This is a genomic window from Hanamia caeni (genome assembly GCF_003721595.1).
Taxonomy (GTDB): Bacteria; Bacteroidota; Bacteroidia; order Chitinophagales; family Chitinophagaceae; genus Ginsengibacter; species Ginsengibacter caeni.
The window spans coordinates 185,692-211,195 of sequence record NZ_RJJR01000007.1 but is presented as its reverse complement, the minus strand read 5'-3'; the positions used below and the strand labels follow the sequence as shown (position 1 = coordinate 211,195).

Annotated in this window: 22 protein-coding genes; 12 read left to right on the top strand and 10 right to left on the bottom strand. The window is 39.3% G+C overall.

Translation table 11 applies throughout. From position 1 onward, the window contains the following. Window positions 1–12: 12 nt before the first annotated feature. The 7 genes from EFY79_RS10255 to EFY79_RS10230 all read left to right on the top strand — a co-directional run bounded on the left by EFY79_RS10255 (window position 13) and on the right by EFY79_RS10230 (window position 8,314). Entirely contained in the window at window positions 13–1,626 is a 1,614-nt protein-coding gene (locus EFY79_RS10255; protein WP_123120616.1) for a S41 family peptidase, read from the top strand. Window positions 1,627–1,700: 74 nt separating this feature from the next. Continuing rightward, window positions 1,701–1,865: a hypothetical protein gene (locus EFY79_RS21585; RefSeq protein WP_199727504.1), complete on the top strand. Its 165-nt coding sequence runs from the start codon at window positions 1,701–1,703 to the stop codon at window positions 1,863–1,865. Between the two features lie 77 nt (window positions 1,866–1,942). Further along, window positions 1,943–3,298, top strand: coding sequence for a pyridoxal-phosphate dependent enzyme (locus EFY79_RS10250; RefSeq protein WP_123120615.1), 1,356 nt, complete (start codon window positions 1,943–1,945; stop codon window positions 3,296–3,298). A gap of 852 nt (window positions 3,299–4,150) precedes the next feature. Further along, window positions 4,151–5,206: a class I fructose-bisphosphate aldolase gene (locus tag EFY79_RS10245; protein ID WP_123120614.1), complete on the top strand. Its 1,056-nt coding sequence runs from the start codon at window positions 4,151–4,153 to the stop codon at window positions 5,204–5,206. A 126-nt stretch (window positions 5,207–5,332) separates the two neighbouring features. Continuing rightward, complete coding sequence (gene accD / locus EFY79_RS10240) at window positions 5,333–6,244, top strand: acetyl-CoA carboxylase, carboxyltransferase subunit beta (RefSeq protein WP_123120613.1); 912 nt, start codon at window positions 5,333–5,335, stop codon at window positions 6,242–6,244. An 87-nt stretch (window positions 6,245–6,331) separates the two neighbouring features. Further along, on the top strand, window positions 6,332–6,769 hold the full coding sequence (gene smpB / locus EFY79_RS10235; RefSeq protein ID WP_123120612.1) for an SsrA-binding protein SmpB: 438 nt from the start codon (window positions 6,332–6,334) through the stop codon (window positions 6,767–6,769). 189 nt (window positions 6,770–6,958) lie between these two features. Next, window positions 6,959–8,314, top strand: a complete 1,356-nt coding sequence (locus EFY79_RS10230; protein WP_123120611.1) for a S41 family peptidase — start codon at window positions 6,959–6,961, stop codon at window positions 8,312–8,314. 220 nt (window positions 8,315–8,534) lie between these two features. Here EFY79_RS10230 and EFY79_RS10225 read toward each other — a convergent pair whose 3' ends face one another. From EFY79_RS10225 to EFY79_RS10200, 6 genes are all read right to left on the bottom strand, one after another. Then, entirely contained in the window at window positions 8,535–10,382 is a 1,848-nt protein-coding gene (locus EFY79_RS10225) for a glycoside hydrolase family 13 protein (protein WP_233577973.1), read from the bottom strand. A 49-nt stretch (window positions 10,383–10,431) separates the two neighbouring features. After that, window positions 10,432–10,653, bottom strand: a complete 222-nt coding sequence (locus EFY79_RS22030) for a type II toxin-antitoxin system HicA family toxin (protein WP_123120609.1) — start codon at window positions 10,651–10,653, stop codon at window positions 10,432–10,434. Beyond that, complete coding sequence (locus EFY79_RS10215; RefSeq protein ID WP_123120608.1) at window positions 10,646–10,873, bottom strand: type II toxin-antitoxin system HicB family antitoxin; 228 nt, start codon at window positions 10,871–10,873, stop codon at window positions 10,646–10,648. The genes EFY79_RS22030 and EFY79_RS10215 overlap by 8 nt, the downstream gene beginning before the upstream one ends. A 35-nt stretch (window positions 10,874–10,908) precedes the next feature. After that, on the bottom strand, window positions 10,909–12,270 hold the full coding sequence (locus tag EFY79_RS10210; protein WP_199727503.1) for an MFS transporter: 1,362 nt from the start codon (window positions 12,268–12,270) through the stop codon (window positions 10,909–10,911). A 254-nt stretch (window positions 12,271–12,524) separates the two neighbouring features. Beyond that, window positions 12,525–13,829: a glucose-1-phosphate adenylyltransferase gene (locus EFY79_RS10205; protein WP_233577972.1), complete on the bottom strand. Its 1,305-nt coding sequence runs from the start codon at window positions 13,827–13,829 to the stop codon at window positions 12,525–12,527. Window positions 13,830–13,965: 136 nt separating this feature from the next. Continuing rightward, complete coding sequence (locus EFY79_RS10200) at window positions 13,966–15,375, bottom strand: glycogen synthase (protein ID WP_123120607.1); 1,410 nt, start codon at window positions 15,373–15,375, stop codon at window positions 13,966–13,968. 119 nt (window positions 15,376–15,494) lie between these two features. On the opposite strand from EFY79_RS10200, the gene EFY79_RS10195 reads away from it, so the two are divergent. Together EFY79_RS10195 and EFY79_RS10190 are read left to right on the top strand one after the other, a co-directional pair. Next, entirely contained in the window at window positions 15,495–17,267 is a 1,773-nt protein-coding gene (locus EFY79_RS10195; RefSeq protein WP_199727502.1) for an MFS transporter, read from the top strand. A gap of 116 nt (window positions 17,268–17,383) precedes the next feature. Continuing rightward, complete coding sequence (locus EFY79_RS10190; RefSeq protein WP_123120606.1) at window positions 17,384–18,379, top strand: ROK family protein; 996 nt, start codon at window positions 17,384–17,386, stop codon at window positions 18,377–18,379. A 401-nt stretch (window positions 18,380–18,780) separates the two neighbouring features. Here EFY79_RS10190 and EFY79_RS10185 read toward each other — a convergent pair whose 3' ends face one another. Together EFY79_RS10185 and EFY79_RS10180 are read right to left on the bottom strand one after the other, a co-directional pair. Continuing rightward, entirely contained in the window at window positions 18,781–19,383 is a 603-nt protein-coding gene (locus EFY79_RS10185) for a peroxiredoxin (RefSeq protein WP_123120605.1), read from the bottom strand. Window positions 19,384–19,637: 254 nt separating this feature from the next. Next, entirely contained in the window at window positions 19,638–19,925 is a 288-nt protein-coding gene (locus EFY79_RS10180) for a YciI family protein (RefSeq protein WP_123120604.1), read from the bottom strand. 254 nt (window positions 19,926–20,179) lie between these two features. On the opposite strand from EFY79_RS10180, the gene EFY79_RS10175 reads away from it, so the two are divergent. After that, a complete protein-coding gene (locus tag EFY79_RS10175; protein ID WP_123120603.1) occupies window positions 20,180–21,097 on the top strand; it encodes a pirin family protein in 918 nt (305 codons plus the stop codon). A gap of 113 nt (window positions 21,098–21,210) precedes the next feature. Here EFY79_RS10175 and EFY79_RS10170 read toward each other — a convergent pair whose 3' ends face one another. Next, the gene (locus EFY79_RS10170) at window positions 21,211–21,831 is read right to left on the bottom strand and encodes a dihydrofolate reductase family protein (RefSeq protein WP_123120602.1); all 621 of its coding nucleotides are present in this window, start codon (window positions 21,829–21,831) and stop codon (window positions 21,211–21,213) included. Between the two features lie 341 nt (window positions 21,832–22,172). Between EFY79_RS10170 and EFY79_RS10165 the strand changes: the two genes are divergently transcribed. Further along, window positions 22,173–23,135, top strand: coding sequence for a GlxA family transcriptional regulator (locus tag EFY79_RS10165; protein WP_123120601.1), 963 nt, complete (start codon window positions 22,173–22,175; stop codon window positions 23,133–23,135). A gap of 108 nt (window positions 23,136–23,243) precedes the next feature. On the opposite strand, the gene EFY79_RS10160 is transcribed toward EFY79_RS10165, so the two are convergent. After that, on the bottom strand, window positions 23,244–23,846 hold the full coding sequence (locus EFY79_RS10160; RefSeq protein WP_123120600.1) for a LytR/AlgR family response regulator transcription factor: 603 nt from the start codon (window positions 23,844–23,846) through the stop codon (window positions 23,244–23,246). Window positions 23,847–24,318: 472 nt separating this feature from the next. On the opposite strand from EFY79_RS10160, the gene EFY79_RS10155 reads away from it, so the two are divergent. Beyond that, window positions 24,319–25,362 (top strand): fatty acid desaturase family protein, encoded by a 1,044-nt coding sequence (locus EFY79_RS10155; RefSeq protein ID WP_123120599.1) that lies wholly within the window; start codon window positions 24,319–24,321, stop codon window positions 25,360–25,362. Window positions 25,363–25,504: the final 142 nt, after the last annotated feature.

Here is a 25,504-nt window from a genome sequence, read left to right as displayed (position 1 = left end):
ACAATCATAAGTATGCGTAATAAAAAATTACAGGTTTGGCTTCCCTTGTTGCTTAGTTTGTGTGTGGTTGCAGGTATGTTTATCGGCTACAGGATCAACGGGAACATGCCTGATAATGGGATTTTTTATATAGAAAGAGAAAAGCCGGTAACGCAGGTGCTTGATTTGATAAACAGGAAATATGTAGATAATGAGAACATGGATTCTTTGGGAGATCTTGCCATTCAAACCATACTTTCCAGGCTTGATCCTCATTCTGTGTATTTGCCGGCGCAGGAGCTGAAAATGGTAAACGAAGATTTGGAAGGGCAGTTTTTCGGCATAGGAATAGAATTTAACATTATAAATGACACGGTTAATGTGGTAAACGTGTTGTCCAAAGGACCGGCTGAAACTGCGGGATTGCTGATTGGCGATCAGCTAATTAAAGTAGGTGATTCTGTAGTGGCGGGAAACGATATTTCAGCTAAAAAACTAAGAAAGTTAATTGATGGCGATGCCGGCCAGCCTGTAAATATTACAGTGTATCGAAATAGTGAAGAAAAAAATTTTAAGATTGTTCGCGGGCCGGTTCCGCTTTATAGCCTGGATGCAGCTTATATGATTGCTGACACGGTGGGTTATATCCGGCTGAATAAGTTTTCAGAGACAACCTATAAAGAATTTATGAATTCTATGGAATCCTTATTGAAGAAAGGGATGAAAGGATTGATTCTTGATTTACGCGACAACGGAGGAGGAATTCTTACCCAGGCAACCAATATCGCAGATGAATTTTTGAATGAGAATAAATTAATTACTTATACAGAAGGTGCACATTCTCCCAGGAAAGATTATCGTTGCCAAAAAGAGGGTTTATTTGAAAAAGGCAAAGTTATTGTATTGGTGAATGAAGGAACGGCCTCGGCGAGTGAGATATTAAGCGGGGCTTTACAAGACTGGGAGCGCGCCATCATAGTTGGCAGGCGCACGTTTGGGAAAGGGCTTGTGCAGGAGCAATTTGAGCTAAGCGACGGATCGGGCCTCAGGTTAACGGTTGCCAGGTATTTTACACCTCTTGGCAGAAGCATCCAAAAATCGTATAAGGATGGAATTGCCGTGTATGATAGCGATTTGGTAAGGCGCTTTAAGGGAGGAGAAATGACTTTTGCTGATTCAATTAAGCATACCGATGAAAAGAAATTCCAGACTGCTTCAGGGAAAGTTTTATATGGAGGAGGTGGAATTACACCGGATATTTTTGTTCCTTACGACACTTCTCTGTTTATCAAAGAAGTGATGCATGCCATGATGAAGGGAACGCTCTCGAAATTTGTTTATAAGAATTACCTGAAAAATGAAAAGGAGTTCAAACAATTTACTTCTCCCCGGCAATTTGAACAAAAATTCCAGGTTAGCGATTCAATGCTCCGCGATTTAAAAAATTATGCCCAAAACGATTCAATTCATTTATCTGTTGAAAATCCCAGGGTAAATGCCATGCTCAAACGCGAAATTAAAGTATTGACCGCGCGGGAGATATGGCGTACGGAAGGCTTTTACGAAGTAAACAACCAGTTTGATTCTACCGTTCAGAGGGCATTGCAATTAATGAAACCAATGAAAGATATTTTATCAGCAAAATAAATTCACGCTTTCATTTACTATAATTCCCATGTTTATGGCATAGTTTTTAAGCGCTTTTATTAAAAACAAGTACCATGAATACAAATAAAAAGCCGCAAACTCCGCAAGGTAAAAACACCTCCCGGCCCGATGTACGAGACAACCTTGACAGCCGCAAAAACGAAGAACAGGAGTTTAAAGGTGATGATATAACTCATAACAAGAAAGAAACAGAATCTGAAAAGCCAAAGAAAAAATAGTTCCTTCACATAAATTAGAAAGCCTTTCTTCTAAATCCACTGCACTAAATTTTTTATCTTTAGCCAAAAAAATTGTTATGTGGAAAAAGAACATCCTGGAAACGATAGGAAACACTCCGCTTATTCAGCTCAATAAAATTACTAAAGATTTGCCATGTACCGTATTGGCAAAAGTGGAATATTTCAATCCCGGCAACTCAATTAAAGACCGCATGGCGGTAAAAATGCTCGAAGTAGCCGAGCAGGAAGGGAAAATTAAGCCCGGCGGTACCATTATTGAAGGCACATCCGGCAACACAGGAATGGGGCTCGCCCTGGCGGCAATCGTCAAAGGTTATAAATGTATTTTTACCACTACTGATAAACAATCCAAAGAAAAAGCTGACATATTGAAAGCCGTTGGGGCCGAGGTAATTGTTTGCCCTACCAATGTAGAGCCTGAAGATCCGCGTTCCTACTATTCCGTTTCAAAAAGATTAGCCGAAGAAGTTCCTGATTCGTGGTATGTAAATCAATACGATAATTTGGCAAACCGCCTGGCGCATTATGAACAAACAGGGCCCGAAATATGGGAACAGACTGAAGGAAAGGTAACGCATCTTGTTGTGGCAAGCGGAACCGGAGGAACCATAGTGGGGACCGGCAAGTATTTAAAAGAAAAAAATCCTGATATTAAGGTTTGGGCAATAGATAGTTATGGCTCTTTATTGAAAAAATACTTTGATACAGGAGAAATTGACGAGACAGAAGTATACCCTTATATCAGCGAAGGCTTTGGGGAAGATTTTGTTCCCGCAAATTTTGATATGCAATACATTGATGACTTCATAAAAGTGACCGATAAGGATGGCGCCGTAATGGCCCGCCGTATTGCAAAAGAAGAAGGAATGTTTATTGGCTACAGCGCCGGAAGCTGTTTGCAGGGAGTTTTTCAACTAAAAGACCGGCTAAAAAAGGGAGATGTGGTTGTCTGCATTTTTCACGACCATGGAAGCCGCTACGTGGGTAAAATATACAATGATGAATGGATGATGCAGCGGGGCTTTTTGGAAGTGAAAACGTTTAAAGACCTGGTGTCGGGGCGTGGAAGCCAAAAGTTAATTACCGTTCATCCTGAGCAGCCGGTATCTGAAGCCATCAACCTGATGAGCAAATATGATATTGAAAACATCCCCGTAATGAACGAGGAAGGGATGGTGGGATCGTTGAGTGAAGGAGGATTGTTTAATAAAATCTTATCCGACCATCGCATTAAGGAAGAAAAAATTTTTTCCGTAATGGAAGCCGAATATCCGGTGGTTCCGTTTACGATGCCGGTTGGAAAGTTGAGCAAATTAATATCAAAACATAACGGCGCCGTACTGAGTAAAGATGAATCCGGCAACTATCATATTGTTACTAAGTATGACATTATCCAGAGTCTGGCAAAATAGCGTTTAACTTGTACGATAAACACTTTAAACAGTGAATAAATAAATAATTGTAATTTAATTTTTACCTGTGTATAAAAGTTCACGTAAAGACCATAATCAACTTATAATCAGTCTGCTAAATAAATTAAATCGTAAAAATACTTGCGGATAAAATCGCAGTAATACGGATAAGTTTTGCGTCATTTACGATTTTAACCGTATTTCTATATCTTCAAAAAATGGTCAATAATGCTCTTTCATGGAAATGTGAGCGTAATTATCTTTGCATAAGAAGTTGATTGATGTTGCGACAGGCATTAATCAAAAATATCCAATATCCAATTAAAGACAGAATCTATCCAAATTCCTTTTGAAAACCGGAAAATCCGATATCAGTCAACTTCTAACTTTTCCAATATCCGCTCTTTGATGAAATTAAAGAGGAAATCAAAAACCGTTTTTTTGAAATGTTACCCGTTTCAAATCCGAATTTATCTTATGAAAACCGTCCGAAAAAACTGGGAGAACTGAATCTTATCCTTGTAAAAACCTAAAATCCGGCTAACTTACCCGGTAAACATCCCAGAGGAACTGCTTAGGCAGTAAAAAATTTACTTCTGCAGTCGATTGATTGCAGAAGTTTTTTTTAATATCTATACCTAATGGGCAAACTCACCCGATTATTGCTTAAAGATTAATGAGAATTGCAGATGGCGAATATTAAGCTGGTATTAAAGCCAGATTGAAATGAGTAGATAATGTTTCATCCCTTTCTCAAAGTCATAAGCTGAATATTAGCGACGCTGCTATTTTTTAACCAAAATCAGGTTAAGCGCGTAATTTCCTATTTTTGCGAAAATTAAAACTTAAACAATGGCATCAAAAAAGATCGCGGATATTTTAGGCGACAAAGCGGAAGACCTTTTAAACCACAAATGTAAAGTAGACAAATCAACACTAACGCTTCCTTCTCCCTCGTACATTGATGATATTTTTGTACAAAGCGACCGTAACAACCGGGTAGTTGGCAGCATGCAACAATTATTGGATCATGGCCGGTTAGGCGGCACAGGCTATTGCAGCATTTTCCCGGTTGACCAGGGGATTGAACATAGTGCCGGAGCCTCTTTTGCTCCCAATCCCATTTATTTCGATCCCGAAAACATAGTAAAGCTGGCTATTGAGGCAGGTTGCAATGGCGTAGCATCCACCTTTGGCGTTTTAGGAATTTTAAGCAGAAAATATGCGCATAAGATTCCATTTATTGTGAAATTGAACCATAATGAATTATTAAGCTACCCAAATAAATTTGACCAAACTATGTATGGCTCAGTTGAAACGGCTTATAATATGGGAGCTGTTGGCGTAGGCGCTACAGTTTACTGGGGAAGTGAAGAGAGCACCCGCCAATTGCAGGAAGTAAGCGAAGCATTTGCACTGGCCCATGAATTAGGCATGTGTACTATCCTATGGTGCTATCTTCGCAACGATGGGTTCAAAGTAAACGGAACCGATTACTCTACCAGCGCTGACCTTACCGGCCAGGCAAACCATATTGGAGTAACCTTACAGGCTGATATTATTAAGCAAAAGATGGCTACCAACAATGGAGGCTATAATGCGGTAAAATACGGAAAAACTTCACCCCTGGTGTATAAAAATTTATCATCAGACCACCCAATTGATCTGTGCCGTTACCAGGTGTTAAACTGCTATAGCGGAAAGATTGGTTTGATTAACAGCGGCGGCGCAAGCAGCGGGGAGTCTGATTTAAAAGAAGCAGTTGAAACGGCTGTTATTAATAAACGTGCGGGCGGAATGGGTTTGATTATGGGAAGAAAGGCTTTTCAAAGGCCATTTAAAGAAGGCGTGGAATTATTAATTGCTTCGCAGGATGTATATTTGGATGAAAGCATTACGATAGCTTAGCAAAATGTATGTTGTATTAATAAAGGCTTGCTGCCTGGCAATAACCGTAGCAGGCCTTTCAGGTTTTGGAGAAAATTCGGATGGCGTTATTTAGGGAAATCAGTATTGATTTACAAAAAAATATAAATGAAACAAGACGAAGATTTCGATGCTAATCTGGCGGGTGAAGAAGGTGAGGCGGAAGAAATAAAGCGTAGTTGGTTTAGGAGAAAGATAAAGGGAATCACCACTTCAACAAAGGATAAAAAAGAACCACCCGATGGCTTGTGGACCAAATGCCCGCAATGCCGGTATACATGTACCGTTACAGAATTAAGAGAAAACCTGTTTGTATGCCCCAAATGCGAGTACCACCACAGGATAGGAAGCGCTGAATATTTTGAAATATTATTTGACGAAGGCAGCTACAAAGAACTTTTTGCCAATATTAAATCAAAGGATTTGCTCGGGTTTGTGGATTTGAAGCCTTATTCCAAAAGGCTGGAAGAAGCGTATGCCAAAACAAACCTTCATGATTCCATCACCGTAGCGCATGGAAAAATTCACGAAATCGATATCGTGATTGCCAGCATGGATTTTGAATTTATTGGTGGAAGCCTGGGAAGTGTGATGGGTGAAAAAATTTCGAGAGCGTGCGATTATTGTGTAAAACATTCCATTCCTTTTATGATCATCAACAAAAGCGGAGGCGCCAGGATGATGGAAAGCGCTTTTTCGCTGATGCAACTCGCAAAAACTTCCGCAAAATTATCCCTGCTCACTGATAACAGGATCCCATATTTCTCTCTATGTACTGATCCAACATTTGGTGGAACCACTGCATCTTTTGCGATGCTTGGCGACATCATCATGGCCGAACCGGGCGCCCTAATCGGATTTGCTGGTCCCCGCGTGATTAAAGAAACGATTAAAAAAGACCTTCCGCCTGGCTTCCAGAGAAGTGAGTTTTTGCTTGAACATGGCTTCCTTGATTTTATAGTTTCAAGAAAAGATTTAAGAGAAAAGCTGAAACAGCTTCTGATTTTATTCAGTCATTAGCAAGAAAGGGGATCGGGAAAGGCAAGCGTGAATCGTAATAATCACAACTCACGACTCACCATTCACCACTCACTACCATTCATTACAATGGATATCAGAAACCGAAAAGCTTATTACGAATACAATATAGAAACAAAATATGTTGCGGGGATAGTATTATCCGGAACAGAAGTAAAATCGTTAAGAGCAGGTAAGGCCAGCTTTAACGACAGCTATTGCATTTTTAATAAAGGGGAATTGTATGTAAAAAGCCTGCATATTTCTGAATATAACTTTGGTACGCATTATAACCATGAACCCATGCAGGAGCGCAAATTATTATTGCAGAAAAAGGAATTGCGCAAGCTCGAAAACAAAATTAAAGAGAAGGGTTACACAATTGTTCCGCTAAAAATATTTTTTTCGCAAAGCGGCTTTGCAAAAATCGAGATCGGCCTTGGAAAAGGAAAGAAAATTTATGACAAAAGAGAAACCATCAAATCAAGAGAAGCCGACCGGGATATCAAAAGGAAGTATGGGATTTGATAAGCAGTAATAAATAATCACCATTATTTATTACTGCAACACGAAATCATGTTTAGTTATTTCATTAATGACAAAATGGAATTGATAACGGTACATTATGATTATGAAATGCAATTTTTTAAAGCTATAGCATATTATAACTAAATTAGCAAGTAAGCGGCTATTTGAACGCGACTAATTAGCACATCAATGACAAGACAACATATTACAATAGTTTTCTTTTTAATATTTTGTAATGCAGTTTCTTTTAGCCAGTCAATTAATGACGGCTTAAAGATTATTGACCCTTCGCTTTTCAAAAAAGACTTCCTTGTGTTCAAAACCGCATTAAAACAAAGTTATCCTTCTCTGTATCGGTACAACGACAAAAAAACAATAGATAAATTATTTGATAGTTGTTATTCAGAAATTAATCAAACAACAACAGAAGTAAAGTTTTATTCTATAATAAAGTTTCTCTTAAGTTCACTTGAAGATGGACATTTGTACTGTAGCCCTTCAGACGAGTTCAGAAAATATTACGATGAATATGAAACATATTTTCCGTTGCAACTCAAATTTATAAGAAATAATGCTTTTGTCGTTTGCAGCAAAAAAACATACTTGGTGCCGGGAACACAAATATTAAGTATTAACGGAATTCCAATTAATACTATCAGGAAAAATCTTTTCCAATATATAGTTTCTGATGGCGCTATCCAAACTAAAAAATATTATATCTTAAGCAACACTTTTTGGTTTTACTATAATATGGTTTATGGACAAAAGTCATTTTTTAATATTAAATACAAAGAAAAAAATCGAAAAATCGATAGCACGATAGTTAATTCAGAATTGAAGGAGAATATCGAATGTGATAAAAATAATTTGCCGCAAGAAAAAAATCTTCAACTTTCTTTCCCTTCACATAAAATCGCCCTACTTACTATTAAGACATTCATTTATCAAGAACTATCAGAAAATAAAGAAGATTTTCCTACTTTTCTTCAATCCGCATTCAAAGAAATTAAAGAAAAAAGAATTGATAAATTGATAATTGATTTAAGAGGAAATGGCGGAGGCAGAGATATATATGGTTCCTTACTTTATTCTTATTTGACTGATAAAAATTTTAGGTATTATGCATCATTAGAAACAACTAAACGAAAATTAACAGCAGAAGAACATCCTAATTTACAAACACAAATACCAAATGAAAACAACTTTACCGGAAAAGTGTTCTTTTTAATAAATGGCTTGAGCTTTTCTGCGACAGCCGAATTTTGTTCAATAGCACGAAGCAATAAAAGAGGAAAATTCATCGGAGAAGAAACTGGAGGAGGGTATTATGGAAACACATCCGGAAAATTTGTTGACACGACTTTGCCAAATTCTAAAATTACTATTTCTATACCGACAACTAAATATATTATGGCTGTACAAAAGGAAAAGTTTAGAGACAGAGGAATTATTCCAGATTATATTGTAAAACCAAATATTAGTGATATTATTGAAAATAAAGATGTACAACTAAATTTTGCAATTAAAATAGCAAGACAGAAATAATAGCCGCTTACATCCTCTCTGGCGCAGGTCTGGTAGCAAGGGAAATGTAGCATAAGCCGGACCTGTACATAACCGTTACTTTTTATAGCCTCTCAGCAACTTTGCATGATAGTGGCATATCGTTAACGGTAAAATAAAATCCCGGTTATTTGTTGCTTTACTGCAAAATCTTTTTTCTTCACGAAAAAAATAGTGTTTAAAAATTCAAAACCTCCACCCATCATTTTTCCAACTCCCATACACCACTCTCCATCGGGCTCATAGAAAAATCCTCCAATAGCGAGATTTCACCGGTAATAATATTTTTCATTTTGGAAAAGCCATTTGTTCTTTCAGAATAATTTTTTATAGAAATATTTACGTTCTCTTTCGAAGTATTTAAAATGGTCATAATTGTTTGTTTACTGTCGTATCGAAAGAAAACATATTCGCCTTTTACCGGCGCAAACTGCATCATCTTTCCCGTAGTAATTGCAGAAGAATTTTTTCTGAAATTCGTCAGCGTGGAAATATAAATCCAGATTTTTTGCTCATTTACTGTGCGGCCGGCTTCTGTAAATTTATCGGAACCATCTGAAGCCCATCCTCCCGGAAAGTCCAGCCGAACATGGCCGTCGTTTGGAGTAGTAAACCCCTGCATCCCGATTTCATCGCCATAATAAATCTGCGGAATGCCCCTGCAGGTGAAAAGCCACGCCAGCGCAGCTTTATACTTCAGCATATTGGTATCCACCACCGAATAAAAACGCGACAGGTCATGATTGTCTAAAAAAATTACATTGCGCATCGGGTCTTTATAAACAAAATCCTGTGCAAGTGTTGTGTACAACTTATTCACGCCTTCCGTCCAGCCAAAATCTTTTGTCATGGCATCTGTTATTCCCCACAAAGTCTGAAAATCAGTAGCCGCCTGCAAATTGCTTTTGTAGGGAATGTTGAAGTTATTTTGTACAAAATAGCTTTGATTCAAAACGCCGTGTACCCATGTTTCGCCAAACATGGTGATCTTCGGATATTCGTCCATCAGCGCCTTATTACACCGGTTCATAAAATCAAGATCATTATAAATGTAAGTATCAATACGCCACCCGTCAATTCCAAATTCTTCTACCGTCCACAGCGCATGCTGAATTAAAAAATTAGCCACGAAAGGATTTCCCTGGTTCAGGTCGGGCATGGAAGGAACAAACCAGCCGTCCTGCATGATCTTTTTTTCTTTATCGCTTGCGTACGGGTCAAAAAGAACCTGGTCTTTATAGCTGGTATTCGTATAGTCGGGCCATTGATGCAGCCAGGTTTTCATCGGCGGGTCAAGCACGGTGAAATGGTAACTCCCAATATGATTATACACCGCGTCCTGGATAATTTTCATATTTTTTGCATGAGCGGCATTTACCAAACTGTGATACGCTTTTTCACCGCCAAGGCGCCGATCAATTTTATAATGATTGGTAAATGCATATCCGTGTTCTGTGCGTTCGGGCATGTCATTTTCAATCACGGGATTAAGCCAGAGCGCAGTAACGCCAAGTGATTTCAAATAATCGAGATGATTTTCAATTCCCTTCAAATCTCCGCCATGTCGCATAAACACTGTATCGCGATTTAAGCTCTGATCGCGCATTCCGGCGATCCGGTCATTGGTGGTATCGCCATTACTGAACCGGTCGGGCATGATGAGGTAAATAAAATCTTTAGAAGTAACGCCTTGCGCAAAAGAATTTCCATTACCTGGTCTTCTTTTTTTTATCGGAAAATTAATCACGAATGAAGAGTCTTTCTGCTTTACGTGAATTTTCAAAATGCCCGGCTTTGTGGATGGCGCAATCACGATATCAAGAAATTCATAATTGATATTGTCAACACGATGTGACTTTTTTAACGTAACGCCCGGGTAGTTTATCATGTAGCCGGTAGCGTTACCTATGCCCTTTCCATAAATCATAATTTGCACATGGTTCCATTTCATCCCTGTCCACCAATTCGTAGGATAACATTGGAAGGAATTATTTTGGGCAAAAAGATTGGAGAAAAGGAAGCAAGAGAGGAGGAAAAATATTTTTTTCACAAGCAATAGTTTTAGAAACGAAAAAGCTGGTTTGAAAAAAAGTAAAATGTTACAATTCAAAATTGCTACGCAAAATACCGGATTGCCGGATTATAGATTGTAAAGTTCCAATTCTGATTGCCTTGTGATTTGGAACAGGAACAGTGATCGTAGAATTGGCCGTTTTCTTTTGCATAATTATATGACTTCCTTTCTGGTGGACTAAGATAAAACCATTCTGAGATAAGATTTTACAAACTTGTTTGCCAGAAAGTACTTTTAGTTTACCCAACTTTGATTTGCATATTTGTTATAAAAAAATCACTTTTTAATCTTGTGCGAATTTCTTCTTCCGAAGCATATTTAAAAAATAATTCGATTGCTTCCCTCAGATTATTCCTCGCTTCTTCAATAGTATCGCCCTGGCTGGCCACATCGATTTCAGGACAAAGAGAGACATATCCATCATCCTCTTTTTCTATTATTGCAGTAAAATTCCGAAAACTATTCATTTCTTTTTTTATAAAATTAATTAAAATCCCGCATGTTACTCCACTACCAACTGCATTGGAATTACGTCCTGCTCTTTCTCATCCTTATCCACCACAATAAAATTCATCACTCCGCCTACAACCATACAAATTCCGCCTATTACCAACGCATAAATCGCCTGGTCATGAAAAATATCTCTTATCAAAAAGCCCATTACAAATGAGGCGACCAATTGAGGAATTACGATAAAAAAATTAAACACGCCCATGTAAAATCCCATCTTCGCAGGTGGTAAAGCGCCGGCGAGGATGGCGTAAGGCATTGTCAACGTTGATGCCCAGGCAAGGCCAATCGCTACCATTGGCAATAAAAGAATTTGGGGAGATGTAATAAATACAAGCGATACGAGCCCCATGCCTCCAATGACCAGACAAATCATATGGGTATATTTTCTCTTAATTTTTTTTGCCAGCAACGGAAGCAGAAAGGCGGCAATAGCCGAAATTCCATTATAAACCGTAAACATTACTCCTACCCAATCGCCCGCATCCTGGAAGGCTTTTGAAGTGGTATCGACAGTGCCATAAGCGTTTTGGGCAATAGAGGCTGTGGTATAAAGCCACATGCAATAAAATCCAACCCACGTAAAAAACTGTACAACTGCAAGCTGGCTCATTGTTTTGGGCATTGAAAAAATCCCATTGTTGATTTCACGCAAGGCAGCAAATATGCCTTTCGATTGTGCCTTTTCCTGCTTCCATTCCTCAATATTTTCAGGTGGAAGCTCGTCGGAAGAAATAACGGTCCACAAAACGGAAAGAAAGAAAACAAGCGCGCCGATGTAAAAAGAGTATTTAACAGAATCGCCTATTTGACCTTCGGGTGCGGTATTGCTTATGTTGAAAACATTCGTAAAAATATAAGGCAGCAAAGAAGCGATAACAGCGCCGAGGCCGATAAAAAAAGTTTGCGTAGCAAAACCGGTAGTGCGCTGGGCTGAAATTAATTTATCGCCAACAAATGCCCGAAAAGGCTCCATAGAAATGTTGATGGAGGCATCCAGCACCCACAGCAAAACCGCCGCCATCCAAAGCATGGTAGATTGAGGCATTAGAAAAAGCGCAATGGAAGCAAGCACAGCGCCGATAAAAAAGAAAGGCCTTCTTCTACCCCATTTACGATGCCATGTTCTGTCGCTTAAATAGCCGATTATCGGCTGTACCAGCAATCCTGTTAAAGGCGCTGCTACCCACAGAAATCCTATTTTATCTACCTCTGCCCCCAGGGTTTGAAAAATCCGTGAAACGTTTGCATTCTGAAGCGCAAAGCCAAACTGGATTCCGAAAAATCCAAAGCTCATATTGATAATCTGTCTGAACGTGAGCCTGTGTTTAGGTACAGGATGTATTGAAGGCATAGCAATCCGTTTTTTCAATAAATTTTATGTAAAAAATACACGTTGATAAAAATACAGCAAAAAAGGATAGTTAGCTTTTATTAGGGAAATTTAATGACAGATAATTCGGCTTTACAGTAAACGCACAAAAAAGCCCGGTTTTATTTTGTTTTCCCAAAGAAAATACAAATGAAAAAAGGAAGAATAAGAAGAGATTTTAAAATCTTCCTCTTCTTATTTTTCCTTTTGCACTAATATCCTCGGCCAGATTATGCCTAGTCAATCACGTATCCATCCGGAATGACAGATTCTTTTTTCACTACAACAATGCCGTCCTTAACGGTATATAGCTCATGGTCGGTATTCTGTAAATGGGCACCACCATTGATTCTTACATTATTTCCTATTCGTGCGTTTTTATCTATAATTGCATTATTGATATATGAATTATCGCCTACGCCAAGCTTTGGAACGCCCTTTTTTTCATCAACGCCCATATCCTCAATCGTCTCGTAATAATCACTTCCCATAAGATACGTATTGTATATTTTGGTGCCATAGCCGATTCTTGTTCTGATGCCTACTACTGAATGCTCCAGACGTTCAGCATGAACAATGCATCCATCCGATACGATGCTGTTCACCATTGAAGTGCCGCTAAACTTAGCCGGCGGCAGCATTCTTGGCCTTGTATATACCCTTTGCTCATTATGAAACAAATTGAAAGGCGGCAGCTCGTCTGTTAACGCCAGGTTGGCTTCAAAAAAGGAGCCGATATTTCCAATGTCAGTCCAGTAACCGCTGTATTGATAACTGCAAACATTATATCCCTGGATAGCAAAAGGAATAATTTCTTTTCCAAAATCAGTGGCATTTTTTTTCTCGTTATTTAAAAGATCGATTAATACTTCTCTTTTAAAAAGATAAATACCCATGGAGGCGAGGTAATGTTTGCCCTGGCGCTGCATTTCTTCGCTGGTTTCGCTGACCCAATCGGGCAAAAGGTTTAATGCAGGCTTCTCAATAAATGAAGTGATCTTGTTTTCTTCATCTGCTTTCAAAATGCCGAATTCTGTCGCTTCTTTTTCAGTAACAGGGATAGTGGCAATCGTAATATCTGCACCTTCCTTTGCGTGGTTTCTGAACATCGTTCCAAAATCCATCTGGTATAATTGGTCGCCCGATAAAATTAATACATGATCACATTCTTTGGTTACTAAATATTTTAAAGATTGCCTTACCGCATCTGCTGTTCCCTGGAACCATTCAGAGCTTTCGGGAGTTTGTTCTGCCGCCAGGATGTCAACAAAACCGCTGCTGAAATTGCTGAACTGATAAGTGTTTTTGATGTGCTTATTTAAGGAAGCCGAATTGTATTGTGTCAATACAAAAATCCGGTTGATATTGGAGTTGATGCAGTTTGAAATCGGGATATCAACCAGACGGTATTTACCAGCTATGGGAACCGCAGGCTTGCTTCTGCTTCGTGTAAGGGGATACAAACGGCTACCGGCTCCTCCGCCAAGGATTACTGCTATCAGTGATTTACTGATCCACATATTAGTCTGCATTGTTTTCATGTTTTAAAATTAAAAGGTATATTTTATTATTTAAAAAAATATTAAGGTTTCTTTCCGTATCAGTAAATATATTTGGCTCAACCGTACTAATAGCAATTTCTGTTTTATTAGCGCTTTTAAGCTCAATTGATTTCTCTTAAGAATTATAAAGGTTAATATAAATTCCGGCGCTCTTTTCCCAACTGTGATCAATCTCCATAATTTGTTTAATAACGCTGTTCATCTTTTTCTGATCATCGTATAATTCAAGCGAGCGATGAATGGCATTGCAGATGTCGCCCACCGAAGCTGTATCAAAACAAATTCCAAATCCTCCATCTTCTCCAAAATCTTTCACCGTGTCGCGCAGTCCACCAGTGCGCCTGACGATTGGAACAGTTCCATACCGCAACGAATACATCTGGTTTAACCCGCAAGGCTCTACCCTGCTTGGCATCAGTAAAAAATCGGCTCCTGCATACATCCTGTGGCTGAGCAATTCATTATACCCGATTTGGGAGTTAAAATATCCGAACAAATGGTTGTGCATTTTGCTTAACTGGTCTTCAATATACCATTCACCACTTCCTAACACAAGAAAATTCATTCTGCCTTCCATATAATGAATTGAATCACCAATCACAGCGGGCAAAAGATCGGCAGCCTTTTCACCAACAAGCCTGCCGATAAAAATAATAAGCGGTTTATCTTCATCAAGATTAAACTTCATGCACAAATCCTTTTTGTTTTTGCTTTTGCCTTCTTTAAAGTCATGTGTACCAAATTTTACATCCAGGTAATGATCCGTCTGCGGATTCCACACTTCATTATCTATCCCATTGAGGATGCCAAAGCATTTTCCTCTTTCATAATTAAACAGGCTTTCCAGCCCATTGGCATTATAGCGCAGCTCCTCCAAATATCCGTGGCTAACTGTATTCACTTTTGAAGCACATTTAATGCCACAAGCAAGTGCATTAATTGTATGATTCCATTCAAGCATCCCCCATTTATAGTTATCCCAATCAGGGATATACCACGATTTGCCCCAATCCATCCAGCCCTGATATTGGGCGTTGTGAATCGTAAGGATTGTTTTTATGGAAGACAGGTGCCTGTATGCGTAGCAATTCTGCATCATAAAAGGAATCAGCGCCGCCTGGTGATCATGAACATGAACGATATCCGGATGATGCTGCCATTTGCTAAGCCAATCTACTACAGCAATCTGAAATGCTACGAATCTTTCAATATCATCATCATATCCATATACTTTTTCACGATCTAACAGGTTATTAATATCCACGAGGTACAAATCAAATCCGAGCACATTTGAACTTTCTTTTATAATTGTATACTCGAACCAATAATGTGACATTCCAAACGCGCCTTTATGAACCACATCAAAAGAATGGGCGTATAAAAACTTGGTACGATACATCGGCATCACTACTTTGGCAATATGTCCAAGCTTATTCTGGTACTTTGGCAAGGCGCCCACCACATCCCCGAGACCACCGGCTTTTGCAACAGGATAACACTCTGCGCTTACGTGAATTATTTCCATACTGATTAATTAGCGCTTCAAATTAAGCATGATTTTTCTTTTTAAAAAATATAATAAAAGGCCTTACTTTGAAAAAAATTTCTATTTTCAATCCTAATTTTTAATAAACTAAATATTCAATGGCGACTCCTTCAATGAATTTGTCGAGGCCCGCAAAAGCTTCCGGTGGAAAACTGCAACCTACTAATTACGGGGCCTTGAGCACTCTTGTAGTTGTCTTTTTTTTCTGGGGATTTATTGCCGCTGGCAACAGTGTTTTTATTCCTTTTTGCAAACATTATTTTAACCTTGACCAGTTTCAAAGCCAATTGATTGACTTTGCATTTTATCTTGCCTATTATATCGGAGCGCTTGCCCTTTTTGCCTACGGCTCTTTTGGGGGAAAAGATTTGGTGGCCAAATGGGGTTATAAAAAAAGCATTGTGTATGGATTAGTATTTTCTGCTATCGGCGCTATAGCAATGATAATCGCCGTAAATGCAGATGCTTTTGTAGGCATGCTGGCCGGATTATTTATTGTAGCGCTTGGATTTTCATTGCAGCAAACGGCAGCGCAGCCTTTTGCCATAGAACTGGGAGACCCTTCCACAGGAAACAGCCGCGTAAATCTGGGCGGAGGCGTAAATTCTTTTGGAACGATGATTGGCCCTCTGGTAGTAGCGTTTGCTTTATTTGGAACCACCGCTGCCATCACCGATCAACAGATTGCTGGCCTTAGCCTTAGCAAGGTGATTATTTTATACAGTTGCGTGGGCGTACTTTTTATTGCGGCTGCCTTGCTTTTCCAGTTTTCAAAAAAAGTGCCTCACGGTATTTCCACCGAAAAAACCGAAAAAGCGAATAAGGCTTTATATTCTTTGCTCATAATGACAGGGCTTTTGATCATTATGTTTGTGCCGGTATTCAGCAGCTATAAAGTGGACCTTACCAATGCTTCTGAAACCGACAAGATAGCAATGGAAACTTACCGCGTAAAATGGCTGTTCGGCGCATTGGCGGTAGTCATCCTGAGTTTATTAATTTCATACATAAGCGCCCAGAAAAAACCCAGTGGCTGGGGCGCCATGCAATATCCTCAATTGATTCTGGGAATGCTCGCCTTGTTTTTGTATGTAGGAACGGAAGTAACCATTGTAAGTAATTTGAGCGATTTGCTAAGCAAGCCCGAATTTGGAAGCATACCTTCTTCGCAGGCTGCGCTTTACATTTCCATGTATTGGGGCAGCTTGATGATTGGGCGCTGGGTGGGCTCCATATCGGCATTTGAGCTTTCGGAATCTGCCAAAAAATGGCTCACCTTTATTGTTCCGATGGTTGCCTTTGTGATTGTATTATTGGTTAACGCGGCTTCCGGCTATGCGGTGCAAATACTGTATTATTATATCGTTTGTGTGCTAATACAGGTGGGCGCTTTTTATGTGAGCAAAGACAAACCCGCCCGGATGCTGATGATTTTTGGATTCCTCGGCGTGATAGCGATGGCAGTTGGGCTGGCCACCACCGGTAAAATTGCGATTTATGCTTTTATCAGCGGTGGATTATTTTGTTCGATAATGTGGCCGGCGATTTTTACTTTATCTGTTGCAGGTTTAGGGAAATACACAACGCAAGGCTCAGCATTTTTAATCATGATGATTCTTGGAGGTGGCGTTATTCCTCCAATACAGGGAAAGCTTGCTGATTTTCTTGATTCCAGGAGCGACGTTCCCGGTGCAGGAATCCATGAATCTTACTGGATACCCCTGCTATGCTATGCATACATCACTTTCTTCGCCATTTTTGTGAAAGGAGTATTGAAACGCCAGGGAATTGATTATGAAAACCCGGTAGACATGGAAGATATGCCAACAGCGCCCGAGAGCGCTTTTGATCAAACGCCAAATCAAAAATAAAAATCAGTCGTATTTATTTATTTACTGGTAGAAATTAGTCTTTAATAAAAGAAAAGTATTTTTAGGATGTAACTTTCAACCCATTACTAACAGCATTTTATATTAAAACGAAAATTATGGAGACAGCCGCAGAATATGCCATCGGAATAGATATTGGAGGCACCAATACAAAATTCGGTATTGTAAATCATAGGGGTGATATTTCAAATGTAGGAGAAATTTCTTCCACCAATCACGATGACATTAATGATTTTATTGACGAGCTATACGCCATGATTAAGCCTGCTATAAAGTCTGTCGGCGGATTAGACGTGATAAAAGGCATAGGATTGGGAGCGCCCAACGGCAATTATTATACAGGCACAATTGATTACGCGCCAAACCTGCAGTGGCGAGGAATTATCCCCATTGCTAAAATGATCACCAATAAATTTAATAAGCCCTGCACGCTCACCAACGACGCAAATGCGGCGGCTATCGGCGAACTGATGTATGGCGCTGCGCGCGGCATGAGGGATTTTATTATGATAACATTGGGAACCGGCGTTGGCAGCGGCATTGTGGCAAACGGTCAGCTTATTTATGGCCACGATGGATTTGCAGGCGAGCTTGGCCACACCATCATAAGGCCCGGAGGACGCCTGCATTGGGGCACCGGGATGAAAGGAAGCCTGGAAACCTATGCGTCTGCTACAGGCATAGTCATTACTGCAAAAGAAATATTGGCAGAAAGAGTAAATGAAGACAGCCTGTTAAGAAAATTATCCAATGAAGAAATCACATCCAAAAAAATATGCGAAGCTGCTATTAAAGGCGATACCATCGCCAATGAAGTGTTCCAGGTAACAGGGCATATTTTGGGGGAAGCGCTCGCTAATTTTGTAATGTTTTCTTCACCCGAAGCCATCATTCTTTTTGGAGGCGTGATTAAAGCCGGAAAGCTTTTATTAGACCCCACAAGAGAAAGCATGGAAAAAAATCTTCTTCCCATTTTTCAGAATAAAGTAAAACTGTTATTCAGCGAATTAAAAGAATCAGACGCGGCTATTCTTGGCGCCAGTGCATTGGTTTGGGAAATAAAACCTGAAGCTGTGACCTCCGGAGGCAATTAAAAGGCTTTGCTTTTTTGCGGCACAGTAAAAGAACTTTTAGCCCGATTTTATATTTTGCCACGGGTAAACTTTTAAATGAAACGTGCAGGGCTCTCCATAAAGCTGTTCTTAGTGCTGTAGCAGGCTGATTTGCTTTTATGCGGTTGATAAAATTGGTTATTTAAAATTAATCTGTGTCGGGCATCGTTATTGAATCGCCACCCAATGGCTTCGCTCAATGTTTTCAATTTTGAGTGCGATTAGTTTCTGCAAAATAAAATATGAAAAATTACAGGCGCCATTTCAAAGCACGAGAGTAGCTGAGATAGTAAAAGAACCTGCCTACCGGTAGGTAGACAAATAAGAGAGATTTTATCCCGAAAGAATATTAAACGGTCAGGCTTTCGCAACTTTAAGAACCACTAAAGATTCTTCACTATTTCTAATGATTTTTTCACGTGCTCATCGGGTGATATATGATCGGCACCTGATGAAAATACAGCTACAATTTCATCGTTTTTATTAATGACAAATGTGGTGCGCGGGATGAAGCCGTGTGTAACCAATTTCCCCGTTACATCTTTAACACCGGCTTTCGGAGGGGTTAGCTCAAGACCATATGTGGCTGCGATTTTGCCCCCGGCGTCTGAAGCCACGGGAAATTTTCCGGCGCAATAATCAGGACTGGCCGAAAACGAATTCAACCGCGCAATGTCATCTGCTGACACGCCAATTATGGTAGCGCCCGCCGCGGTAAACTTATCTTTCATTTCGGCGAAAGTATGCGCTTCTAAGTCGCAGCCGCCTGTGTAGGCAGCGGGATAAAAATACAATACTACCGGGCCTTTATCGAGTGCTTTTTTTAAGGAAAAAACAAATTCTTTGCCAGCCAGGCTTGCTTCGCTGGTAAACATGGGCGCTTTGGACCCTTTTGACAATACTTTCATTTGAGCAAAGCTATAGGGAGCAATGAAGAATAAAAAGCCAAAACTTAAAAAGAGTCTGCGATAATTTTTATTTGACATGGTGGATTATTTTAAAAAGATTTACAATAAACGTTCTCAAATTTACAAAGAATTTGGATTCGTTCTCAGGGTGAATAGCTTAGCAAGTGTCACAGCAGGCGCCCGACAGTCGGCTTTTATCTTATCATGATCCCTTGCAAGATTTCGACCCGCAGCCCGGTTACGGCCGGAAACAATGTCTGCAAACGGAAACCTACAGAAGTTTATTTTGCTGGAGCAGTACAGTTTTTTTTTAAATACTACGTGCGTCGCATTTACTTCATCAGAAATTTCATTTCTTCAGAAGTCTTGCCGGGAATAAATTCAATCAATTCGTAATCGGCTAAATCATTTATTTTAAACGGATCATTTTCGATAATTCTTTCTACTTCTGCTTTATCGTGAATTTTGGATAATATTATTCCACCCGTTCTTGGCACTTTTCTCCCCGAAGCAAGGAAATTTTCAAGCGCATAATGTTTATCCAGGTATTCATTGTGCTGGTTTAAAAACTGGTCAACTTTTTCCAGCGGCACTTTGTATATTAGATTTATAATGAACATTAAGATTGTATTTTCAATTTTGATTCAAATTTACACGCCAATACGCAATGATTAAATTTTAAAAGGCATTACTGCAATATCTTAATTCTTACAATTTTTATCACATGGATATTTCTATTTGCAGCATCTTCACGATTCACCCGGCGTTAAAACGAACGAATTAATTTCAATATGGTTTTTGATTTAATCATTAAATTGTATTTCTCCGAAACTTTGGAGGGTTTTTAATTCCTATAACAGGAAAACGAACAGCTATGCCACAAATTATCATTGAAGCCCGCAAAGCTTCGCTGAGTACGGGTTTGAGTGTCAGGAGGATTTTACCCTTCCGGTTAAGGCGAATGGTTGGTCCTTTTATCTTTATGGATCATGCGGGCCCGGTTGATATACAGCCTGCAGCTATGTCGTCCATGGATGTTTTGCCGCATCCACATATCGGTTTATCAACGGTAAGTTATTTATTTGGCGGACAGGTTACGCACCGCGATAGTTTAGGAGTGGAGCAGATCATCAGGCCGGGCGAGGTAAACTGGATGACGGCAGGAAGCGGCATTTCTCATTCCGAGCGCTTTGAAGAGCCGGATGCACTTGCGGGAGGCGTGTTGGAAATGATTCAAACGTGGGTGGCTTTACCCGAAAGAGCCGAAGAATCGAATCCTGAATTCCACAACTATAAGCCGGAAGTTCTGCCAACATATACTGATAAGGGCATCTGGATGCGTTTGATTGCCGGTAATGCCTACGGACTGGCAAACGATGTAAAAACGCATTCCCCTTTATTCTATATCCATTTGAACATAGACGCGGGCACCCGTTTCAACCTCCCAAAAGAACATTCAGAAAAGAGCATTTATATTGCCAAGGGAAGCATTGAACTTTCGGGCAGAACCTATACTCCCGGACAAATGTTGGTATTTGCGAAAGAAGAAGATCCCTCGCTACTTGCAAAAGAACACTCGACGCTGATGCTTTTAGGCGGCGAGCCAGTGGGAGAACGTTTCATCTGGTGGAACTTTGTTTCTTCAAGAAGAGAACGGATTGAACAGGCTAAAGCTGACTGGAAAGCCGGAAGGATTGAGCTTCCTCCTACGGATAATAAAGTGTTTATTCCGCTTCCAAATGAAATCTCAAAGCCTGCTTCAAGTGGCCCTCCCCCGGAACCATTATCGTGAGGTGTAATGATTTTTGCCTTCGCTCCTGGTAACAGACAGGGTCGCTCTAAAAATTACCCGGCTGGCAACAAGTTATTTTTAACTGCCGAATACCTTTGAGCAAATAAATACATTTATTTTTTAACCAGCTGATATCGTAAATGCGTTGTCAGTTCTGAGGGTATGACTTCTACAATCCGGATATCGTATTTGTTTTTATCAATACCGTCAAAAAGCCTTATGCCACTGCCTAAAATAACAGGGGCAATGTGAATCATACATTCATCAACAAGGCCCGCATTTAAAAATTGTTGAATCGTATTTGCGCCTCCCTGGATTCTTACGTCTTTTCCTTTGGCCGATTGTCGTGCCTTTTCCAAAGCGCTATGTATTCCATCATTAATAAAATAAAATGTAGTTGTTCCCTCCTGAACCCAGGGCTCCCTCTTTTCATGAGTTAAAACATAAACATCTGTTTCATATAAATTCTCTGCCCAGTGAACCTCTCCCTCTTCAAACATTCGTTTTCCCATTATATAAGCACCTGTTCTTTCAAATACATCATCAATCAACTTACTATCATCACCATACTCTTCACCGCCTTCCATTTTGATGTGTTTCCAGAATGCTTTCTGTTTAAACATCCACTGGTGTATTTTCCCCGAAACGCCGCCCATCGGGTTGGCCGGGCTCCTGTTATCACCTGCGAAAAAGCCATCAAGGGATATCCCACTATCAAAGATGATTTTACTCATGACTAAATTTTACTTTTATAAATTTTTTTCGCGTTTTAGCATTAAAAGCGATACGCAATAATCATTAACAAGCTGCAAATTTAGAATAACAGATGATATTCATAACGCGAAAAATTGCTGATTAAATTTTCAAAAGACCGCGTGAATCGGGTAGAGACAAGGCATGCCTTGTCTCTACGTTTTAGTCCAAAATAAAAAATCGCGTTATTTCTCCATCTGCTGCTAATTTGAACGCAATAAAATTCATCGTACGATTTCAGAATTTTCATGCCCGTTGATTACAGCAGTAGAAAATGGAACACCAGATCCCGGACAAAAGCATATCCCCTTAATTTTGCAAAATGAAACGCGTAGCGATACTTATCACTCACCATGCGATTATTGCCGCAATCGGCAATACCCGGTATCTATTTGATATGGTTAATAATTTTTTGAAAAAATCCGGCAAAGAGCCAAAGTTCGACGTGAAGCTTGTCGGATCAAAAAAGGAAATGAAATTAAATGGCGGTGTGTTTACTATACACGTGGATACCACAACGGATACATTCAATGAAACTGACCTGGTTATTATTCCGCCCATGAGCGGCGACATGGTTCAAAACGTTGATCTCAATAAGGAATATGTTTCCTGGATTATTGATCAGCACAGCCGTGGCGCAGAAGTGGCCAGCCTGTGCGTAGGATCTTTTATTTTGGCAGACACAGGTTTATTGAACGGGCAACAATGTTCAACACATTGGCAGTCTGCCAACGAATTCAAACACCGCTTTCCTGAAATAGATTTGGTGGATGAAAAGATAATTACTGATCACAACGGCTTGTACACCAGTGGCGGTTCTAATTCGTATTGGAACTTGCTGGTGTACCTGATTGAAAAATTTACGGACCGGGAAACGTCTATCTGGGCATCCAAATATTTTGAAGTGGAGCGCAACCGTGATAGCCAGTCTTTATTTACGATTTTTGAAGGCAGTAAACTGCATGGTGATGACGCGGTACTTGCAGCGCAAAATCACATTGAAACTTCTTTCACTGAAAAATTAAATATAGATAGCCTTGCAGACCTTGTACATCTCGGGCGGAGAACCTTTCAGCGAAGATTTCAGAAAGCCACTCATCTTACGGTGAAAGAATATGTTCAAAAGCTAAGAATTGAAGCTGCAAAAAAATTATTAGAGGAAAATAAACTATCCGTTCAGGAAGTGATGTATGAGTCAGGATATAGCGATGCAAAAGCATTCCGGGCTACTTTTAAAAAAGTATCGGGTGTGTCTCCTTTAGTGTACCGCCAAAAATTTAAATAAAATTTTTGAACAGTTTTTTGTTCTTTTACGCGCGTTCGTTGTTGCCATATTTAGCAAAACATATATTCAATTATCTTTTTTAAAGAAAAGAATACTATCTGCAAATAGCTAATCATCATTCATCCATTTCTTAAAGGCCGAAGATATCTGCTGACTGATAATAACAGGCTTTTCAAAATCCGGAACATCCATAGTCACCAGCAGCTTCACTTTTTGATACGATTTAAAACTTTTTATAAAATTAAAATTGACAATAAACTGCCTGTTGGCTCTGAAAAATATAGAATGATCCAATTCATTTTCAAGTTCAGCCAAACTCTTGTCCGCCATGTATTTTTTTGATTCGCGGTCAATCACATACACCAGCTTATCGCTCGTATAGATAAGGGCAATATCAGAGTGTTTCAATGCAAAGTAAGTAGCGCCACGTCTTACTATAAGTCTCGTCTTTTTCTTTCGGCCTGCTACTAATAAAATTTCTGCCTGTTGCTGAAAAGAAAAATTTTCTAAGAATGGTTTGATTGCATCATCAATCAAACTATGGTCTTTTATATGATCCAGCCTGCCTAGATTAGGTGAATCATTATTATTATCTGGTTCAGCCACAGTCGCCCGTTCGTTATCAATAAGCTCAATCAGATCTTCAGGTAGATAATTTGTCGATTTATTGGAAAGCTCAAAGCAAATCCTGTCAGTCATTTGATTTTGCATACTATTAATTTTTGCGTTTCTTATTTTGAAATCAGTTTAGAAAATATTTTCTAAAAAATTATTTTTATTTTTTTACGGACATTATCTTAGCCAGATGCTATCAATCCAATTTCAAAAGTAACGCGGGCCTGAAAAACAGAGGATACGTAAACAGGTCAATTTTGGTGGTATTTTGTGACATTTTTTGCCAGCCGGAAGCCGGATGTTAAAAGTTGAAAAGTCAAGAGTTAAGAATTAAATAGCTTCAAATTCACAAAATTTATTTCCTGAAAAACAAAATAATAAGGCTATCTTTATTAGGCCTGCGCATGAAGCACGATACTTTTATTGTACGATTTTCCACGGATCTTGTGTTTTTTCTACATTATTCTTACCGGTAAAACTTCGCACTGGTTCAGCTCCGCTGAAAAAAATTCTTTAAATAACCTTAAACACCAGTGCTTAAAATTGAGCACCTAACCAATATCAATAAATGAAAAACCTCACAACGATTACTGATCCGGTTTTTGCCCGGCCAATAAAATATACATTCGCTGATTTATTCTTTTTAAAATTTATCCGTGATGAACGCGATCTTCCTTTTATATACCTGACCCTCAAAATCTCGCTGACGCTTATTCCTGTCGGAATATTATTGTATATGCCTTTTATCAATGGCTGGGTTTGGTGGCTTATCGCCGCTGCTTATGCCTATCTGAATAATTTTGTTTTCAAAGGCCCGTTTGGTTTGATGCTACATTGCACAAGCCACCGCGTTTTTTTTAAGAAGAAATATTCTTTTATGAATTATTATTTGCCATGGGTAGTAGCTCCGTTTTTCGGGCATTCTCCTGAAACTTATTTCACACATCATATCGGCATGCACCACGCGGAAAATAACCTGGAAGCTGATGAGAGCAGCACTATGCCATTTCAAAGAGATTCAATAAGAGATTTTTCAATCTATTTTGGAAAATTTTTAATCAGGGGCGTGTATGATCTGGCAAGATATTTTTTTTACAGAAAAAGAAAGAAGCTGATGTTCCGTTCTGTGCGAGGCGAGCTTTTGTTTATCCTGTTTTGTGTTGCAATGAGTTTTGTCAGCTTCAAAGCCACGTTATGGGTTTTCATTATCCCGATGTTCATTTACAGGCTGGTGGCCATGATGGGAAACTGGGCGCAGCATTCATTCGTAGATGCTTCAGATCCGGGAAATGAATATAAAAACAGTATCACCTGCATCAATACCAAATATAACGTGAAATGCTGGAACGACGGCTATCACATAAGCCATCATGAAAAGCAAACAATGCATTGGACAGAACATCCCCTGTATTTTAAAAAGACACTTGATAAATATGTGAGCAACGATGCCATCGTGTTTGATGGCATTCACTTTCTTCATGTTTTTATGTGGCTGATGAGAAAACGTTATGATCTTCTTGCCAAAAATTTTGTTAGTCTCGGCGACAAATTTCATTCTTCCAGCGAGGTAGAAGCTTTTTTGAGATCAAGAACTAAAAAGATTGCGTTTTGATGTGAAGACATTTTTATTTTTCGTAACTATTCATCGTAAATGTACCGGATGGCTATCTGCCTTCAATTGATATTTGGGCTTCATTTAAAAATCGAAACCCAGTAAAGCAACGTATAATAATGATTTTTTTTATGGGAAGAAA